Here is a 19,177-nt window from a genome sequence, read left to right as displayed (position 1 = left end):
ATGACCACAGATCCACGCACCGGCGCCCCGAGCGCCGAGCGCCACTGGGTGTTGATCGAGACCGGCGGGAACCAGCGGTACATCTTCGGCAGCAACCGGATGCGACACGTCGTCGGCGCATCCCAGCTCGTGCACGAGGTCGGCACCGAGTGGGCACGAGAGGCGGTCGACCGGCTCGGCCTGCCCTACGACCCGGTCGTGATGACCGCCTCGGGCAAGGCGCTGCTGTTGGTCGACTCTCCCGATACCGGCCACGCGGTGATCCGTACCGTTTCCGAGCGGGCGTTGGCGGAGACGCCGGGGTTGCGGGTCACCGGTGTGGTCGGGCCACCCTTCGACCCGATGGACGACACCGCCCACGAGAAGGCGCGCGTCGAGACGTACCGGCTTCAGGCGCGGGTCCGAGCCGCTCGGCCCGATCCGCTCGTGCGGGACCGGGTGTTTCCCTGGCACCGGCTGTGCCGGGACAGTGGCCAGCCGGCCGAGCGCGAGGAGGTCTACAGCGACGCGGAGCCCAGCGTGCCGACGTCGGCCGGGATGCTGGCGCGGTCCCGGGCACGCCGCCGAGCCAGGAACCGCCTGGTCGGTAAGCTCACCGGCCGCCTGGCCCAAGTGGTGCCCGCGCATCTGGACGTGTTGCGGCACAGCGGGTGGGTGGCGGTGATCCACGCCGACGGCAACGGCGTCGGCGGACTGTTCCGTGGCTTCGTGCAAAATGTGGCCGAGGCCGAGTACGGGGACCGCAACCGGCCGGTGTCGCTGGAGACGCATCGGCGGTATCAGCGGGATGTGGCGCGGGAGCTCGACGACGCCACCTGGGACGCCGTACGCGACGCGATCGCCGACCTTCTCGCCCGCTGGCGGGAGGACGACCTACGTGAGCGGCTGCTGCCCATCGTAGTCGGCGGCGACGACGTGACGCTGGCGTGCGACGCGGCGCTGGCCGTGCCATTTCTGCGGGCCTTCGCCGACGCGTTCGCCCGCCACACCGCCGAACGTCCGACATTGTCGGCCGTTGCGCGGGCTGCCACCGGGCACCCCGGGCTCACCGCATCCGCCGGCTTCGCGGTGGTCAAGTCGCACCACCCGTTCGGCACCGCCTACAACCTGGCCGAAGCGCTCACCGTCTCCGCCAAGCGGTTCAAGGACGGGGAGCGGGCCCTGGCCGGGTTCGACTTCCACGTGGCGCACGCCTCGTCCCTCCGCGACCTGGCGGAGCTGCGCGAATACGTGCAGAACGGCGACGGTACGCGGGTCGCCAGGCACGCCGGGCCGTACCTTTTCGGCCGCGCCGCAGCCCTGCCGGATGAGCTTCGGCACCGCAGCGTGGAGCTGCTCGACGAGGTGAGCGGCTGGCTCGGCCCGGACGGCTGGCTGACGGCGGCCCAGGCCCACACGCTGCGGGAGGCCGCCGATCGCGGACTGGCCGAGTACCGGCATCAACTCGCGCTGCTCGTAGGCCGGGCCACCGATCCGGACCGGGCTCACCGCCTGCTCGACGTGCAGCGCGACCCGGTCACCGAGGCCGAGCCCGACCCGGAGCCGTTCCTGCGGCTGTTCGACGCGCTGCATCTGCGCGGCCTGCGCCTGCAGGCTCCGGAACTGGCGGCAGCTGGATCTGTCTCGAACGGTGGTGTCGCATGACCCTGCTCACGACGTTCGACGTGACGCTCGAGTTCCTCAGCGACTGGCACGTCGGCACCGGCCAGGGCCAGCTGGGCACCATCGATGCCGAGGTCCGGCGGGACGCCGACAAGCTGCCGTTCGTACCGGCCAAGACCCTGGTCGGGGTGTGGCGCGACGCGTGCGAGACGGTTGCCGCCACGTTCGACCGGGCCGCCGACCGGCCGCAAGCCTGGCAGGCATGGGTGACCTGGCTTTTCGGGTCGCAACCCGCGCAACGCGACGATCTGACCGCCCTGTCCGGGCGGCCGCCGATCCCGGCGGCGTTGCGCCTGACTCCGGCCCGGGCCCCGGAATGGCTGCGTGCCGGGTTGCGGGGCCGACCGGCGCTGGCGCAAGCAGCCGTCCTCCTGCGACCCGGTGTCGCCATCGACAATGCCACCGGCACGGCCGCCGACCGATTGCTGCGGGTCGAGGAGCGGGCGATTCGGTCGTTGCAGCTGCAGTCCCGCATCACCGTCACCATGGCGGACGACGGGCCGGACGGCACGGCGACGCCCGTTCCGCTGCCGGTGCCGGCGGAGCTGCTGCTGCGCGCGGGTGCCCGGTTGGTCGAGGCCGTCGGCGGCAAGCGGAACCGAGGCAGCGGGCGGGTCGCGATCCTGCTGTCCGGCGCTCGCCTGGACCACGCGGACGGGCACCCGACGGTGACCGATCCACGGCTGAACGAGCTGCTGTCCGCCGGGGTTCCGGCCACGCCGCCGCCCCCACCGGCCGCAGCGGAGCTGGTGACGTTCTATCCGTACGACCGGGTGAACGCGGACGGGCGACGGACCGTGCGGGTGGCGCTGCGGGTGCTCACGCCGGTGGTGGTCGCGGACGGTGTGCTGGGCAACGTCGTCTCCAGTCGTGACGCGATCCCCGGGACGGCGCTGCTGGGCACGGTGCTGTCCCGCGTGGCGCACGACGGCCCAGGCCGGATCGGGGTGAGCGACGTCGGCGTCGGCGATGCCGTGCCGGCCGTCGCCGATCCGCAGGACCCGAGGACGGTACGACCGGCGCACCCGGTGCCGCGGGTGTGGCAGCGAGGGGACAAGGGCCGCGGCCGGACCGTGCACAACTCGCTGAGCAGCGCGGCGACGCACGACGAGCGCGCCAGGGCGATGTCTGGGTGGATCGTGCGCGACGGGGACGGCTGGCGGCACGTCGACCCGGCCGTGACGGCGTCCACCCACGCGGTGGTCGATGACGAGGCCCGCCGACCGACCGTCGACAGCGGTGGCGTCTATACCTACCTCGGCATCGCGCCGGGCACGCTGCTCTGCACCGACATCCGGCTGCCGGCCCGGGCTCGACTTCGGCTGGGCAAGGGTGAGCGGCTGCGGTTCGGCCGGTCCCGCAAGGACGACTTCGGGTTGGTCGAGGTCGTCGCGATCGTGGATCCGCTGCCGGATCCCTCGCCACCGGTTCTGGGCGACCGGCTGCGGGTGTGGTGTGTCTCCGACGTGCTGCTCCGCGACAAGCGGCTGATCCCCGACCCGTCCCCGCAGGCCCTGGCGGAGACGCTATCGGCCGCGCTGGCTCCCGCGTCGGTCGAGGTGCACGACGCCGACATCGCCACCGCGGTGACCAGGCGGGAAGGATTCGCCGTTGCCTGGGGCCGACCCCGTCCCAGCCAGGTCGCGTTACGCGCCGGCAGCGTCGTCACCCTCGTCGTGACCGGCCCGGTCCACCCCGACCGGCTGGCGGAGTTGGAGCGCGACGGCATCGGCGAACGCACCGCCGAGGGGTACGGCCGCATCCGGTTCAACCCGCCGGAGCTGACCGTCGACGATCCGGCGGTCGATTTCTCCCACGGATCCGCGGACCCCGAGTTGAGACCGACGGAGCTGCCCCGCGAACCCCATCCGCTGGAGGTCAACGCCTGGCGGCGGGCCATCCGGCGGGCCAGCGCCGAACTGGCGCCCGACGACCTGGTCCCGGGCATCGGTCGGCTTGCCGGGAACCGGGCCCAGCTCGGCTCGCTGCGCGCCCAACTGGAGCGGCTGACCCTGCCGGGTGGGCGGGACATGGTCCGGCACTGGATCGAGGGGACCAGGGCGGTCCCTGCCCGCCGAACGATGTGGGAGAAGCCGACCCGGAACGAGAAGGCCGAACCCGAGTCCGTCCTGGATGAGCTGGCGCGGCTGCTGCTCGACAGCCCGGCCCTGCTCTGGGAACGCCTCCATCTGGCTGAGGAGCAACCAGCACTGACCCTCGCTCCCGGCCGGGAGGACGCGATCCGGCAGGTGCTGCACACCGAAGCGTTGACGATCGCGGTCACCGACGCGCTACGCCGTCTCCTTCGGCAACCTGGCAACGCCACCGGGCCGGGCGTCGGCACCCGAGCCAAGAACCGCACCGCGCCCAGCCCTGCCCGGACCACGGCGAAGGAGGCACGCTGATGGGTCAGTCCATCGGGATCCGCACCGAAGTGCTCGGCACCCTCACCTGCCTCGGCCCGGTCCACGTCGGTGGCTGGGACAACACGCCCGAGGCCAACCTGACCGTCGCCCTGGACGGCACCGGCCGGCCGTGTCTGCCCGGCACCTCGATCGCCGGCGCGCTGCGGGCCTACCTCGCCGGCGTCGACCCCTTCCGCGACCGTCCCGTCGAGCTCATGAACGCCTTGTTCGGGCACATCGCCACCACCGGCCGGGGCGGAACACCGTCCTGGATCCGCGTCGACGACGCACACCTCATCGGCCACGATCTCGCCCTGGCAGTCCGGGACGGTGTCGGCATCGACCGACGCTCGGCCAGCGCGGCCGCCAGCTTCCTCTACACCCGCCAGGTGCTGCCCGCCGGGACCAGATTCGCGCTGCGGCTGGTCGCCGACACCCCGACCACCGCTGCCGGCCCGGACCACCCCGGCGGATGGCCGGCGCTGGTGCGCGACGCCGTCAACGCCATGATCGCCGGCCTGACCCACGCCCGGGTGCCGATCGGCGCCGGCCGCGGCCGGGGGTTCGGTCGGGTCGAGCTGCGCGACGTCACGTTCCGCCGCGCCGACCTGTCCCAGCCGGCCGGCCTGATCTCCTGGCTGACCGGGTCGGTGCCCCCCACATCGCCCGAGCCGCAGGTCGACGTCTCACCGCCGGACGGCCGGCTGCGGATCACCGTCGCCTGGCGGCCGATTGGTCCGCTCCTGGTCCGCGATTCGATCAGCGGCACCGTGGTCGACACGCTGCCGCTCACCGAGACCGCCGCCGACGGAACGGTCCGGCTGTTGCTGCCGGGCTCATCGGTTCGCGGCGCGGTCCGGGCACACGCCGAACGGATCGTCCGCACGTTGCAGGGCCGGGACGCGCCGGAGAGGTTCGAGACGGCGCTGCGCGAACCACCGCCCGGTGTCGACGTGCTCTTCGGATCGGCGCCGACCGGCAGACACGCCGGCCGACCCGACGCCCACGGTGAGCTCTCCACAGCCGAGGCCGGGAAGACAAGCCCCGGCCGGCGTGGCGCCCTGACCGTGGCCGACTGCCACAGCGTCGGAAAGGTCAGCGCCGAGGCCTGGAACGAGATCGTCTCCGTCAGCCCCGATCCGGTGCCCGTCACTCCGGGTAAGGATCGGGAAGAGCGTCAGCTGCGCAACACCGAGCGGGATCGGGCCCGCTCGGCTCTGCGGAGCAAGCTGGACGGGATCTCCTTGGCTGTCGCGCTCGGAGTCAGCGACCACGTCGCCATTGACCGATGGACCGGTGGAGCCGGCGACCACCGGCTGTTCAGCGTCCTCGACCCGGCGAGCACGGTGGCGTGGGAGCCCGTACGCATCGACGTCGACACCGCCTGGCTGGACCGTGACGGAGGCGACGGCTCGCCCACGCTGGCGCTGCCACTGCTGCTGCTCCTCCTGCGGGACCTGCGGGACGGATGGCTCAGTCTCGGCTACGGCGGCACCCGCGGCCGGGGCCAGATCGAGGTGACCGGCGTGGCGTTCGACGGAGACGGGCTGAGCGGCCCGTGGCGGTCGCTGGCCGGACAGACGCTCGACAGCATCCTCGCCGATCCGCCCCAAGAGGTCATCGGAGCCATGGCCCGGTGGGAGCACACGTTCCAGGAGGTAGCAGCGTGACCAACGACCCGAGTCGTGCGGTGCTGCATGCCGTACGCGCCGCTTCGCTCAGCGCGGCCGACGCGGTCGCCTGGTTCGCCCCCGGCACATCGCCGGAACGGCAGGTGATCGGCTACGCCCTTTCCGCGCGGTCCGCGACCTGGGTGCGCGTCGGGTCCGCCGGCGCGGTCGAGACCGGCACCGCCGACGGCGACGTCCTCGCCGAGGCGTACGAGATGCTGCTGTTCGACGGCGAGCGCGAGCTGAGGTGGCTGCGCACCCCCGACGGGCGCGGCCCGGCGATAGCCGTCGGCGAGACGCTGGCCGACCTGCCGGACGGTGAGCCGGTCACCGCCGAGCCGCCGCCCCGACGGGGCGACACCCACAGCCGGCTGCTCGCCGGAGCCGCCCGGGCGCACGACGTACCGGGCTGGACCACGCTGGGCAGCGAGCGGTACGCCGCCGCCCAACTGCCGGTGACGGCGACCGACGGTGGGGCGCTCGTCATCGACACCGTCGAGTACCTCGTTCACGACGAGCACGGAAACGTCGACGTCGCCGACACCCGGACGGTCGGACTGCGGGCCATCACCACGGCGGAGGTACGCATCACGACCGCCGCCATCGCGCCCAGCTCGGAGAGGACGGCGGCATGACACCGGCCGACAAGCTGAGGAAGGTCATCTCGACGACGCTGACCAAGCGCGGCGACATCCTTGAGGGACCGATCCGCACGAGCGACAGGGCGAAGGACGCCAAGCCGAAGCAGGTCAACCGGTCGCAGTGGGACGACGCCCTGGCCGAACACGTGGCGACCATGGCAGAAGGTCAGAGCGTCGACGTGGAGGTGACCATCGACCTGGCAGACAACGGAAGGCGATCCGCCCGACTGGCCGGCGTGGCCTCACTGGCCAGCGTCACCCCCGACCGCGCGCGGAGCGCGACCATCGCGACGGCAGGCGGTTTCGTCAACCCGTACACGTTCGTGCCCACCCTGCCGCGAAGCACCGGGAGCGGCAGCCGGCTCGCCGGCACCGGCCTCGACGACGGCCCGCCGCCCAGCCACGCCTACCACCGGCACGGGCAGTGGAGCGGAACCCTGGCCCTGACCTTGACCACGGTCACTCCGCTGTTGCTGCCGGTGCCCGCTGCGAGCCAGCCGAAGGACGGGATCCGGACCTTCGACGTGCGAACGGATCCGGACGGGCTGCCGTTGATCCACGGCGCGTCGTTCAAGGGCGCGCTCCGCAGCGCCTACGAGACGATCACCGCCAGCCGGTACGGCGTCTTCTTCGAACATCACGAACGCCTCGCCTATCGCGTGCCCGCCAACACGGCGCTCGAGCTCACCCCGGCCCGCGTCCACCAGGACGAAGACGGCACCAAGTTCTTCCGGCTGTGCCGCGGTGACGCCGAGTGGGCGCAGCGCAGCCGCAGCGGCAACCAGGCGCAGTACGCCGCTCTGGTGCCGGCCTACGGCAAGGATCCCGTGCACCGCCTCGGCGACCTGGCCGCCGGACCGTTGTCCCGACACCACGGGGCGCAGGTGTACGCGCGGGTGGTAGTGCCAGGCAACGGCGGGTCCCGCACCTGGCGCGCGACCGACCTTGCGCGGACCGAGCAGGAACTCCACGCGCATCTACACGCCTCGCCGCGCGGCGCCCACGGCGATGGTCGGCACCGGATCGTGCGGGGATGGCTGTCCGCCACCGGGCACTCCATCGCGACCAAGCACAACGAGCGGCTGTTCGTGGAAACCTCGGGCCTGGACGTTCCTGTCACCGACGAGCATGTGTGCTACTGGCTGTCGGTGCTGCGGGCATACGACCAGGCGCAGGGTTACCACGACCCGAAGGCCACCTACCGTCGTGACCCAGCCACCGCGAACGGGATCGAACGCTCCCAGCACGTGCCCAGCACCCCGGAACTGCGCGGGCTCCCGCCCGGCACGCTCGTCTACGTCAAGTACGACGAGGCGCGCAAGCAACTCACCGAAGTGCACCCCGTCATGATCGGCCGCCTGCCGTTCGACGCCTCCCCCGGTGAGTTGCTGCACGAGAGCCTGCGCCCGGCACGAGACCGGAAGCAGCTCTCCCCCGCCGACCGGCTGTTCGGGTGGGTGTCACCGGGTCGGAGCGATGACGAGACCGACACCAACGACGGCACCTCGGGCTACTGCGGCCGGATTCGGATCCGCTCGATCACCTGCTTGACGGACGACTGGCGACCGACTGCCTTCCCGGCCGAGGGCGTCACTCTCGCCCCCTTGAGCAGCCCCAAACCCACCCAGTTCCGCTTCTACGCCTCCCCCGACCAGACGGGAAAGCCCATGCCTCGGGCGGCAAGGAAGACTGAGGGGTACGCGGACGGCGGCGGGCTGCGGGGTCGCAAGATGTACCGCTGGCGAGAAGAGAAGCCGGAGTACTGGCAGCCCACCCGGAGCAGCAACGACCCCACCCGGGGCTACCTGGCTCTGAAGGATCACGAGGAGCACTCCACGCAACTCGTGCGCCACCGTGGCTGGGTCCGACCCGGGGCGGCCTTCCAGGTCGAACTGTTCCTCGATGGGGTGCCCACCGCTGAACTCGGCGCCCTGCTGTGGCTGCTGACCAGGGGCCAGGACACCCCGCTTCGGCTCGGCGCCGGCAAGCCGTACGGCTTCGGCGTCGTCACCGTCCACCTCGACTGGGACCATACCCGGCTCTGGGATGCTGCCGGGGTCCGCGCCGGTTGGCTGCGACTGACTCGGCCGGAGCCCGTCGACGCCGGTCAGCTCGCCGCGCTGGCCGATCGCTTCGACGCCGTGAGCCGCAGCAACGAGGTGCTACGGGAGGCGACCACGTCGTACCTGGTCGCAGCCGCAGCCGTCGCCAGCCCGGTGCACTACCCGCGCACCTCTCCGGAGCCACAGGCCGAGAGCTACAAGTGGTTCGTCGAGAACGACAGGATCAAGGGCGGCAAGGCCGTCGAGGGATGGGCACTACCGCACGTCCGCGACGCCGAGCAGCAGTTGCCGTACCTCGCCGAGACCAGCTCCGATCGGACCGATCGAGGCGGTTCCGCCCACAAGTCGTCGAAGCCGGCACCTCAGCAGCGGCGCCCCAGGCCGACGCCAGGCACCGCGCGCAAGACCAACTCAGGGCAGAACCATGCTGCCGGGCGGCCCGGCTCCGCCGGGAGGAACAAGCGCCAGCGCCCGTCCTGAGCTCACAGCAGGCAGCCCAGCAACTGCCCTGCTGCTGTGGATGTCACACCGGACAATTGGATGGAGATAAGTTCATGCGGTTCTACGCAGACGTCGCTGGACCGGACGCGCAACTACCCTGGAAGTATGTGCACGGCGTAGCCCACGCCGTGGTCTACAGCCTGATCGCCGACCAGGCCCCCACCCTGGCCACCCACCTGCACGACGACGGCTGGGGGCAGAGCACCCTGCGGCCGGTAGGGATCTCACCTCCGGTCTTCCTCGGCGCTCGGAGGAAGCGCAGCGCGTACATGATGTCGCCGAACGGCCGGATCTGGTTCGGGTCACCGATGCCCGCACTGGCTGCCTCGCTGCTGGCCAGCGTCACCAGCCGCCGCGAGCTGCGGTGGGGACCGGTCACCCTGACCATCAAGGGCGCCCAGTTGGAGCCACTGACCAGCCCAGAGTCGCCGGCGGTGCTGGAGACCCGCTCACCTGTGCTGGTCAAGGCTGACAAAAACCGGTACCTGCTGCCCGAGGATGACGGATACCTCCCCGCCCTGGCCGCCAACATCCGTCACAAGGCCGACGTGCTCGGCCTGCCCGGCGATGCGGATCTTGAGGTGCTGGCCGCCGGCCCGCGGCGCCGGTTCGAAGCTGCTCGCGGCATCCGGATCGGGGCCACGGTGACGCTTCGGATGCAAGCCGACCCACGCCTGATCGGGGCACTCCGAGAGTGGGGCCTGGGAATTGCCAACATCCAGGGCTTCGGTTGGGTGCGGTGAGGCAAGGTGAGGAAGCTCGCCAACAGCATCCGGATCGAACGCGTTGACGGACGGTCCATGACACCCCGATCACCGACATCCGCGACCTCGTGGTCTTCGACAATTCGACATCAACACTGCCGCGGTGTCGTTGCTCAACAGGCACAGGGGGCAGCCACTCATCACTCCTGGGGGGGTCGCAACCCCCAGCGTGTCGCCCTTTACCGTGAAGGTCTCCTCGTCGCTCATCACCCCTGGAGGGATCACAGCCCGTAGTAGAACGTCTTCCCGGCGAGGTGGTTCGGGTCGCTCATTACCTAAGAGGGATCGCAACAACAGGTGGTGCAGGTCAGTGTCGTTCACGCTCTGGTCGTTCATAGCCCTGGAGGGATTGCAACAAGCGGGAGTAGACGCTCGGGGAGTAGTCGCCGGTCTGGTTGCTCATCACCCCTGGAGGGATCGCAACGGACTCCTCGTGTTGCGTGGATCCGGGTGGCAGCCCCATCGCTCATCGCCCTCAGAGAATCGCTACGAGGCGTTGTCGTGATCGCCTCTGCTGCGCCGCACGTCGTTCAACACCCCTGGTGGGATCGCAGCCCGATCAGGATTGCTCGAGCCATCTCCTCCTCCAGCATGAGGTTGCTTATCACCCCTGAATGGATTGCAACAACTGCACCTTGTACAGCATAAAGTCCATCGCTTCGCTCATTTCCCTGGAGGAGGGATCGCAACTGCTGAACGGCGGACGGGGGCATCAGGTTGCCAGGGCCCCCATCGCCCTGAAGGAATCACAACGCGCTCTGGCATTCCCAACCGCAGTAGCAGGGGCCAGGGCTTGTCACTCTGAGGGACTAAGACACGGCCGCGCGTGCGCTGGTGTCAGGACCGATCAGCAGCGTTCAGTCGCTCATCATGGAGGGATCGCATCCTCATTTTCAGGCCCTGGATGCGCTTGTAGTTGACCGGTCGCTCATTACCCTGGGGGATGGCAGCACACCGAACGCCATCGCGATCTGGATCTCGTGGGACCGTCGCTCATCACCCCTACAGGGGTCGCAACGGGTACAAGGTGAGGGTGAACGAGTTCACCGACTCGAATCACTCATCGTCGCTGAAGGATCGCAACATCATTTGTTCGCTGCTCTAGTTGTTGGGCCTGCTGGTCGGCCATCACTCTGGAGGGATCGTCACGCGCCCGCCTTCGAGTCACCGAGGACGATCGCGTCCGGTTCGCTGGCACCCCTGGAGGGGTCGCAGCTACCCATACAGAAGCGCGGCGAGCAGTTCCATACGGACTTCGCTCATCCCTAGAGGGATCGCGACGCCATCCACGCGCCGCAGCCCACGCACCGGAATACCGGTCGCTCATCACCCTTGGAGGGATCGCAACAACACCGCGGAGGTGTTCTCGGCCTGGAGCCACACGGACAGGTCGCTCATCACCCCTGGATGGATCGCAACGCGTGTTTGCGGGTGGCTTCTTCGTTGAGGTCCCAGGTCGCTCATCACCCCTGGAGGGATCGCAACAGCGTCTTCACGCCGTAAAGCATGTCGATCGACACGTCGCTCATCACCCCTGAAGGGATCACAACTGGGCCATCAGGAAGAATTCGTCGGCGAGGAGCAGGTCGTAGCTCATCACCCCTGAAGGGATCGCTACGACACTGCCGGGGCGACGACCACACCCAGTGCCTGGGTCGCTTATCAACCCTGGAGGGATCGCAACAGCTGCTCGGAAATCTTGGACATGCGAACTCCCAAATGGTCGCTCATCCCCCTGGAGGGATCGCAGCGGAACGAGCATCTCCCATGCGTTCGCGGTGCACCGCTCGCTCATCACCCCTAGAGGGATCACAACATCTGAGCGACGTAAGCCGGGGAGAACCGGGCCAGCCGGCCGCTCATTACCCCTGGAGGGATCGCAGCTCGCGGGGAAGCGAACCGACTATCGGGAACCAATTAGCCAACGTCACTGATTGCGACGCCAGGTGGCCCTGACTGACTATTTGTTCAAGCACTCCAACGTCTCCCGAAAGCTGGCCGTCAAGCTAGCGAGGAGTAGACGCCCCTTGTCACTCGACGCGAGAGAGGGTCGTCCGATCACCCCCGACTCGGTGTACGCGCGCATGCCGAGCGTGAGCAGGTGCGGGTGCTCGGCCACGTGGTCTTCCCGGTCATATCCTTCACGCACAGTTTCCGGTGCCACCTCGAGCAACACGGAGGTCTCGATTTCTCCGGCATGCATGTCGTCGTGCAGGGAGCTAACGATGCCGGCATCCTGACACGCGACCTCCCATGCCTCCCGGTTCGGGAAGAGCGCGAGCTGGGGCCGGGCAACGTTGGCCTGCTGCACAACGTTCGAGAGCACGTAGTTGCCGCCGTGACCATTCACGATCACAAGGCGCTCCACGCCTGAGTGCTGAAGCGACTCCCTGACGTCCATGATGATCGCGTCAAGTGTGCGTGCGGAGATGCTGACTGTTCCCGGCCACGCGGCGTGCTCGTGCGAGCAGGAGATCGTGATCGGTGGGAGTAGCAGCAGGTCATAGCGGTCGGCAACGGCTGCGGCGATCGCGCTGGCGACGATTGTGTCGGTGGCCAGAGGGAGATGGGAACCGTGCTGCTCAAAGCTACCGACCGGTAGAATGGCTACTGATGCCGCGCGGCGCGCCGCCTCCGTGGTCGTTGCTGTGGTCCAAAGGTTCACGCGCCCATTCTGCCGGCCACTTGATCCGCAAGGGCAAGTCGATCGCGGAAATGCTGCGCCTCACCCGTCACGCACCGCGAGCCGAGCTCGTGGTTCACGCGGTCCAGCGCTTTGATCAGACGCAGGGATCCTGCGTCGAGTGCGATGGTGAGCGCCTTCTCGCCCTGCTCGGCAGCTTCGTCGACGCGACCGACATGCACGTAGCCGGTCGCGAGCCAGGTACGGGCGAGGCCTTCGTCCTGCCGATAGGCAGATGGCCAGGAATTGAGGACAGTCTCCAGGACACCGATGGACTGCTTTGCCTGGCCCAGGATGAGATGGCACTGTCCTTCGTACGCCAGCACGTAGGTACGGGTGCAGTGCCGACCGATGGTGTCTGAGTCGTCGAGGCCTTCGGCGGCTTCTACCAGCGAATGGGCCTTCTGCAGCGCGGTGTGGCAGCGGGCTCGTTCCCCGGCGAGCGCGGCGGCTTGGGCGGTGCGGATAGCGCACAGCGCTCGGTCACGAGCTGTGGGCTCCTTCCGGGCGCTGGCGAACTCCGCCAGGGCAGTGGCTTGGGCGGCGTCCCCTCGTTCAACGGCACGCTGCGCCTGCCGCATGAGGACGTAGGTCGCCATCCTGCCGTCGCCGGCTTCTCGAGCCATCGACAGCGCCTGTCGCAGCCAGTACGCCGCGTCCTGACTGTCCCCGAGGTTATCGGCGGTCCAGCTGGCGAACTCCGCCCATCGTGACTCGACCCGCAGCAGCTCCCGCAGAGTTTGCCCGGCGGCGCCCGCGCGATGTCTCCGGATGATGTTCAGCTCGCCCCGTACGACGTCATGGAGGCGACGAGGGCCGAACGCGTCATGGGATGCGGCGAGGATGCGGAGCATGCTCATCCAGTGCGGCACTATGGCGGGGTCAACCGGGCTCGCCGTCGTCATCAGCCCAGCGGCGGGCGGGGCCTGCGCGTCGGCTGCTCCGAGCTCCGCTTCGTCAGGCATGGGCGGCGGAGCCTGCTCTTGGCGCATCGCCTGGTCGTAGAGGCTGAGTAGGGAACCATCTCGCCCTAGCAGCTCGTCGCAGCGCTGCCAGAATTCACGTGGCGCCTTCTGGCGTCCGGTCTCGACGTTCGCGATCGTGCTGCGGGCGTACCCGGTCAGGGGTGCGAGGGAGTGTTGGTTGTAGCCGGCGGCTCGTCGCAGCTGCGCCAGCCGAACGCCGAGCGTCCGCCAACCGTCTACGTCACTCATCGACACCTGACGCCCTTCTCATCGGCCATGGCATAGGTCGGCGGTAAACGGCGTTGCCCCTCAATCGAACCAGGGCTCAGCAGCCTGCCAGTAGCGTAGCGCTCCGGCTGGAAGCGGAGGGCCTCATGACGCTCCTGCCGAGGTCGTGGCGGATGATGCTCAGCCGCATCGGAGTGACCCGTAAAGAGCTGCGACTGCTGGTAAGGCTCGTGACGGATTTCAGGGGATCTCGTCATTGCGGATGTCGGTAAGGGATGTCGGCGGATTCCGACAATCTCCCAACATTCAACTGCCGCTCGACCTGGTAATCAACGCGGCGGCCAGCGTCGTAGCGGTCTCATCGACGATGCCATTCACCTCCAGGAACTGGCCCACTTGATCGATTAGCCAGGCCTGTCAGCGCAGTGTCATAGATCCAACCCCAACCCTTTCCGACACCGGTCCGACTCTCGTTGGCTGATCAGGCATCAGCAAGCGCAGGGCCGTCTACCTCTCCGGTGTGCGAACGGTCCCTGCATCCATCGGCCGGGATGCGCGGTCGGAGCCAGGAGGCCCGGGCGCGCACCCCTCACGAGGAGGTGACGGGATGACACGCTTCAAATGGTTCGTCCCTCAGCAGGATCACTGGCCGTTCGCGCCGTTCGGAATCGACGGCACGGCGATGCTCAGCAGCCTCCGTGACAAGCCGAACCGCACCGGCCCGAGCGTGCCTCGGTCCGCCCTGCACATCTCCGCTGCCCCGCTGCCATGTCCGAACCCCGCGCAGTGACCGGCGCCGAGGAGAGTGACCGCGCCGTTGACCGGTTCGATGCGGCCCGTCGAACCGTGCTTGATCACGCGGACGGCGGAGCCTGCTTCCAGTGCCGCGACGGCGCGTGTCGTCAGAACGAGTGGGCTCTGGAAGAACTTCCCCGTCATCCCGGGGGCCGTCGTCTCCTCGTACGGCTCCAGCTTCTTGGCCCTGCGAACGCCACGATTCAGGAAGGCCGGCTGCGGTGAATCCAGCCCTCGGCGCCGCTGACGAGCACGCCGCCCCACAGGTCCGCTCCGAGCCCGTCCCGGTCCCCCGACCGGCGCCCAGCGGCGCCGCCGCTGCGCGGACCGGCCGGATCGCGGACGAATTCTTCTTCATGTGCCACGAGGACCGGACCGGCCGACCGCGGCTGTTCGATTCGGCGCTGGCACACGGTCTGGCCGCCGGGCTGCTCATCGAGCTGTACTACGGCGGGCGGATCACGTTCGACCGCGGACACGTCCAGGTCAGGGACATCCGGCCGCCGCAGGATTGGCTGCAGCACCTGGTCCTGGACCGGATCGCGGCCGAGCAGCAGCACACGGCGACCCGGGTATGGCTGGCCTTCCTCGGCTCGTCCGCCTACGAGCAGGTCGCCCAACGGATGTGGCAGTCGGGTCTGGTGCGCCCAGAGCAGGCAGGCCGGCTCTGGCGGCAGCGCACCCTGTACGTGCCGACCGACATCAACACCGCGGCTTGGTCGTCGGCGCGGCTGTCGCAGCACCTGCGCAACGGCAGGGGCCTGAGCGGTGTCGACCTCGCCCTGGCCGGCCTGGCGCTGCACACCCAGCTGGACACCACGCTGCTCGACGGCGCGTCGCCGGCGGTGCGCTCGCACCTTCGGCAGCTCGTCGAGCAGTCGTGGCCGCCGTTGCGTGACCTGCTCGCCGATCTCGGCAGCGTCGTCGGCGGCGCGGTCCTAAGCCACCGCACCTCCTGACGACAGCCAACCCATCCCCGCTTCGTGAAAGAGATCTGATGTCGCATTCGACTCCCGACACCGTTTCCGAGGTTCTGGCGCGTGGCCGGCTCGGGATCCCCTCGGTGGTGTTCTTCGTGATCGCCGCCGCCGCGCCGCTGACCGTGGTCGCCGGCGGCGCGACCACCGGCTACGCGGTCACCGGCGTACCGGGCATTCCGGTGGCGTACCTCGTCGTCGCCGCCGTGCTGGCGCTGTTCGCGGTCGGGTTCGTGGCCATGTCCCGGCGGATCGTCAACGCCGGCGCGTTCTACACCTACGTGACCCGAGGGCTCGGCCGCCCGGCCGGCGTCGGCGCGGCCATGGTCGCGCTGGTGGCGTACAACGCCATGCAAATCGGCCTGTACGGCGGGTTCGGCGCGGTCCTCGCGACGTTCCTACGCGACCAGTACGGCCTGCACGTCACCTGGTGGGTGCCGGCCCTGATCGGGTGGGCCGTGGTGGCGGTGCTCGGCGTGCTGCGCATCGACCTCAACGGCAAGGTCCTGGCCGTCATGCTCGTCGCCGAGTGCGCGGTCGCGCTGGTCTTCGACGCGGTGATGGTCGGGCACCCGGCCGGCGGGTCGGTCACCTTCGACACCCTCGCCCCGTCGCACATCCTCGCCGCCGGTATCGGCGCCGCGCTGGTCACGGCCATCACGGGTTTCGTCGGCTTCGAGGGCACGGTGGTGTTCTCCGAGGAGACCCGTGACCCGCGCCGGACCGTCGCCCGGGCCACCTACATCGCGGTGGCCGCCACCGGCCTGCTCTACGGGCTGTCCGCCTGGGCGATGTCCGTCGCCACCGGCCCCGACAGGATCGTTGACGCGGCCCGCGCCGACGGCACCGACCTCATCTTCAACCTGGTCTCCCAGCACCTCGGCTCCAGCATCGTGACCGTCGGGCGAATCCTGTTCATCACCAGCCTGTTCGCCGCGCTGCTGAGCTTCCACCACACCGTCGCCCGATACCTGTTCGCCCTCGGCCGCGAGCGGGTCCTGCCCAGCGTGCTGGGCCGCACCAGCCGCCGCACCGGCGCCCCGAAGGTCGGCTCGATACTGCAGAGCGCCGTCGCGATGGCCGTCCTCATCGGGTACGCGATGGCCGGCGCGGATCCGATCGTGCACCTGTTCTTCTGGGTCACGGTGACCGGCGGCCTCGGCGTCCTGGTCCTGATGACCGTCACCTCCGCCGCGGTGATCGGCTTCTTCGCCCGCATCGCCCACGGCGAGGGCTGGTGGCCGCCGTTCGTCGCGCCGCTGCTCGCCACGCTCGCGCTGACCGGGTTCCTCGCCGCCACGCTGCGGGAGTTCGACATCCTCCTCGGCGTCGACGCGCGCTCACCGCTGCGCTGGCTCCTCCCTGCCGCCTACGCGGTCGCCGCACTCGCCGGCATCGCGTGGGCGTTGATCCTGCGCGCGACACGGCCGCAGGTCTATGACGCCATCGGCCTCGGCGCGGACAGCGCCACCGTGCTCCTGCGCCACACCGACAGCTTCCGCCAACCGGTCTGACCAAGGAGGCCACCATGACCGCCCCGAGCACCAGCGTGACCATTCGTCGCGCCACTTCCGCCGACACCGTCCGTCTGGTCTCCGTACTCGTCGAGGCGTTCTTCGACGGGCCGGTCGCCGACTGGCTGGTCCCCGACCACGACGACCGCCGTGCCGTCTACCACCGGTACTTCGCCCTGGCCCTGCGTCACGGACTGGACCACGGACACGTCGACACCACCACCGACCGGTCCGCCGTCGCGATCTGGTACCCCCGGCACGAACCCGCACCCTCGGCACCGCCGGAGCACCAGGCGGCGTTGGAGGCGGCCACCGGCCGGTACGCCCCGAAGTTCACGCTCCTCGAGGCCATGTTCGACGCGTTCCACCCCCGCGAACCCCACCACTACCTCGCGTACGTGGCGGTAAGCCCCGACCAGCAGAGCCGCGGCATCGGCGCCGCCCTGCTGGGCAGCTACCACCGCCGGCTCGACGCGCTGGGCCTGCCCGCCTACCTGGAGGCCAGCAGCATGCGCAACCGCCGGCTGTATCTGCGGCTCGGCTATCGTGCCGGGCCGCCGCTGGTCCTGCCCACCAGCGGGCCCATGATCTGGCGGATGTGGCGCGGGCCGGCCGGCGCCGCTGGGCCGGCAGCATTTCCGATCACCGAGCCGCAGCCACGTCGGCGGGCGCGGTGAGTCCCGCGCCGAGTGCTGGCGTGCGCCCGGTGCAGCCGGGGGACGTCGCCACGATCGCCGCGCAACTGGCCAGGTCCGTCATGTACGACCCGGTTGCCGAGTGGCTGGTGCGCGACCCGGACCAGCGGCGTGCCGTCTTCACCGAGCTGCTGGCGATGGACGTCGACCATGCCGTCGAATGGGGCACCGTCGACGTGCTGTTGGACATGACCGGCATCGCGATCTGGCGTCACCACCCCGACGACGACCTGCTGTCCCGCCACCATCTGGCCACCGTCGCCGAGCCTGCGCTGCCCCGATTCCGCCACTACAGCGCCCTGGTCAACAGCTACCGATCAGCCGCACCGCACCACTGGCTGGCCTGGCTGTACGTCACGCCGAGCCACCGCAGGCTCGGCATCGCCACGCGCCTACTCGCCCGCCACCATCAGGTCGTCGACCGCCTCGGGATTCCGATCGACGCGATGGTGTCCACCACGCACGCCCGCAACTTCCTGCACCACCACGGCTACCGACCTGGCCTGTCACTGCACCTACCCGGCGGACCGCAACTCTGGCCGCTACGTCGCCCAGCCCGGCCGGTCGCCGCCCATCGGGCCCTACCGGCTCGCAGCGCCTGACCGCGCTACAACCGACCCGCCGTGCACGAGCTCAGCCCGGTTGAACAAAAGCGAGGAACCACTTCCCATGGTCACGTCGACTGTTCCTGTCCGCCGTGTCGCGGTGAGCCTGCTTGGCAGCGTGCTGCTCGCCGGTTGCCAGACCAGCACCCCGGCCGGCCAGACACCCGCCTCCACGACATCGCCGGTTCTTGCCAGCCGCCCCGCCCCCAAACGAACGGCCGCCACCGGCCCGGGCCTCACCCCCGCGCAGCGGCTGACCGCGCTCGCCGACACCGTCGCCGCCGCCCAGGGCGACGGCACCATCGACCTGCCCTACACCTACCTGCACACGCAGGCCTGGGCCCGGGCGACCGACGCCGTCACCCGCACCGACCTGCGGCAGTGGCGCCGAGAAGCCGACGGATCCGGGCGCGAGACCACCCGGCGGCTGCCCGACCTGCCGGGCCTCGACCACCGTCCCCGCCCCGACGACCAACACCGCCTCGCGCACGCACCTGAGACGACGGCGTCGCGCCTGCCGGGCAGCCTTCACCCCTACCTGCCCGAGCCGCTGCCAACGCAGCCGGGCGCGCTGGCCGACACGCTGGCGCCCCGGGAGCTGGCCGCCGAACCCGCCTACCCACGGATGCTCGTCAACGGCGTCGCCACGCTCGCGAGCAGCCAGTACCTCGACCGTCAGCAGCGGGCCACGAGCCTGCGCGTCCTGGCGGCCGTGCCGGGCATCGCGTACCTCGGACCGTCCAAGGATCTCGCCGGCCGCACCGGCCTGACGTTCACGGTCACCGCCGGCGGATCGACGGCGCAACTGCTGGTCGACCCGCGCACCGGCGAGATCCTCGCCGCCGACGAGCGGCTGACCGGACGGCGGCCCGGCCTGTTCTCGTACGTCCTCATCCTCGAACGCGGCCACACCGCCCGCGCCGGCGCACAGCCCTGACGGCGGTAGGGCCCTTCATGCTCCGCCCGCACCGGGCGGTAGGGGTGACGCGTCACCGGGACGCGGCCACCC

At 70.0% G+C, this 19,177-nt stretch carries 14 protein-coding genes; 11 read left to right on the top strand and 3 right to left on the bottom strand.

Translation table 11 applies throughout. The annotated features are described in order from the left end of the window. From ACFYO8_RS00300 to cas6, 6 genes are all read left to right on the top strand, one after another. The gene (locus ACFYO8_RS00300; RefSeq protein ID WP_387256586.1) at nt 1–1,644 is read left to right on the top strand and encodes a hypothetical protein; all 1,644 of its coding nucleotides are present in this window, start codon (nt 1–3) and stop codon (nt 1,642–1,644) included. Continuing rightward, nucleotides 1,641–4,067, top strand: a complete 2,427-nt coding sequence (locus tag ACFYO8_RS00295) for an RAMP superfamily CRISPR-associated protein (RefSeq protein ID WP_387256585.1) — start codon at nt 1,641–1,643, stop codon at nt 4,065–4,067. The genes ACFYO8_RS00300 and ACFYO8_RS00295 overlap by 4 nt, the downstream gene beginning before the upstream one ends. Beyond that, nucleotides 4,067–5,737 carry an RAMP superfamily CRISPR-associated protein gene (locus ACFYO8_RS00290; protein WP_387256584.1) on the top strand — a complete coding sequence of 557 codons (1,671 nt, stop codon included), beginning with the start codon at nt 4,067–4,069 and terminating at the stop codon, nt 5,735–5,737. Before ACFYO8_RS00295 ends, ACFYO8_RS00290 begins: the two co-directional genes overlap by 1 nt. Then, nucleotides 5,734–6,372: a CRISPR-associated protein Csx19 gene (csx19, locus tag ACFYO8_RS00285; protein ID WP_387256583.1), complete on the top strand. Its 639-nt coding sequence runs from the start codon at nt 5,734–5,736 to the stop codon at nt 6,370–6,372. The genes ACFYO8_RS00290 and csx19 overlap by 4 nt, the downstream gene beginning before the upstream one ends. Beyond that, on the top strand, nt 6,369–8,921 hold the full coding sequence (locus ACFYO8_RS00280) for a TIGR03986 family CRISPR-associated RAMP protein (protein WP_387256582.1): 2,553 nt from the start codon (nt 6,369–6,371) through the stop codon (nt 8,919–8,921). The genes csx19 and ACFYO8_RS00280 overlap by 4 nt, the downstream gene beginning before the upstream one ends. 74 nt (nt 8,922–8,995) lie before the next feature. Further along, a complete protein-coding gene (cas6, locus tag ACFYO8_RS00275; RefSeq protein ID WP_387256581.1) occupies nt 8,996–9,685 on the top strand; it encodes a CRISPR-associated endoribonuclease Cas6 in 690 nt (229 codons plus the stop codon). A 1,981-nt stretch (nt 9,686–11,666) separates the two neighbouring features. Here cas6 and ACFYO8_RS00270 read toward each other — a convergent pair. The 3 genes from ACFYO8_RS00270 to ACFYO8_RS00260 all read right to left on the bottom strand — a co-directional run bounded on the left by ACFYO8_RS00270 (nt 11,667) and on the right by ACFYO8_RS00260 (nt 14,521). Next, nucleotides 11,667–12,371: a creatininase family protein gene (locus tag ACFYO8_RS00270; RefSeq protein WP_387256580.1), complete on the bottom strand. Its 705-nt coding sequence runs from the start codon at nt 12,369–12,371 to the stop codon at nt 11,667–11,669. After that, on the bottom strand, nt 12,368–13,603 hold the full coding sequence (locus tag ACFYO8_RS00265; protein ID WP_387256579.1) for a helix-turn-helix domain-containing protein: 1,236 nt from the start codon (nt 13,601–13,603) through the stop codon (nt 12,368–12,370). Before ACFYO8_RS00265 ends, ACFYO8_RS00270 begins: the two co-directional genes overlap by 4 nt. Nucleotides 13,604–14,224: 621 nt before the next feature. Beyond that, nucleotides 14,225–14,521 (bottom strand): hypothetical protein, encoded by a 297-nt coding sequence (locus tag ACFYO8_RS00260; protein WP_387256578.1) that lies wholly within the window; start codon nt 14,519–14,521, stop codon nt 14,225–14,227. Between the two features lie 77 nt (nt 14,522–14,598). On the opposite strand from ACFYO8_RS00260, the gene ACFYO8_RS00255 reads away from it, so the two are divergent. The 5 genes from ACFYO8_RS00255 (at nt 14,599) to ACFYO8_RS00235 (ending at nt 19,105) form a co-directional block, all read left to right on the top strand. Continuing rightward, nucleotides 14,599–15,336: a GPP34 family phosphoprotein gene (locus ACFYO8_RS00255; protein ID WP_387256577.1), complete on the top strand. Its 738-nt coding sequence runs from the start codon at nt 14,599–14,601 to the stop codon at nt 15,334–15,336. A gap of 38 nt (nt 15,337–15,374) precedes the next feature. After that, entirely contained in the window at nt 15,375–16,868 is a 1,494-nt protein-coding gene (locus ACFYO8_RS00250) for an APC family permease (RefSeq protein WP_387256576.1), read from the top strand. A 14-nt stretch (nt 16,869–16,882) separates the two neighbouring features. Further along, the gene (locus ACFYO8_RS00245) at nt 16,883–17,545 is read left to right on the top strand and encodes a GNAT family N-acetyltransferase (RefSeq protein ID WP_387256575.1); all 663 of its coding nucleotides are present in this window, start codon (nt 16,883–16,885) and stop codon (nt 17,543–17,545) included. 20 nt (nt 17,546–17,565) lie between these two features. Then, nucleotides 17,566–18,165: a GNAT family N-acetyltransferase gene (locus ACFYO8_RS00240; protein WP_387256574.1), complete on the top strand. Its 600-nt coding sequence runs from the start codon at nt 17,566–17,568 to the stop codon at nt 18,163–18,165. Nucleotides 18,166–18,268: 103 nt separating this feature from the next. After that, a complete protein-coding gene (locus ACFYO8_RS00235; protein ID WP_387256573.1) occupies nt 18,269–19,105 on the top strand; it encodes a hypothetical protein in 837 nt (278 codons plus the stop codon). The last annotated feature ends 72 nt before the right edge of the window (nt 19,106–19,177 follow it).

Origin of the sequence: Micromonospora sp. NPDC005257, from assembly GCF_042872445.1 — a bacterium.
GTDB lineage: Bacteria > Actinomycetota > Actinomycetes > Mycobacteriales > Micromonosporaceae > Micromonospora.
Note: the sequence above shows the minus strand (reverse complement) of the source record. Positions and strands in the feature narration are given on the sequence as shown.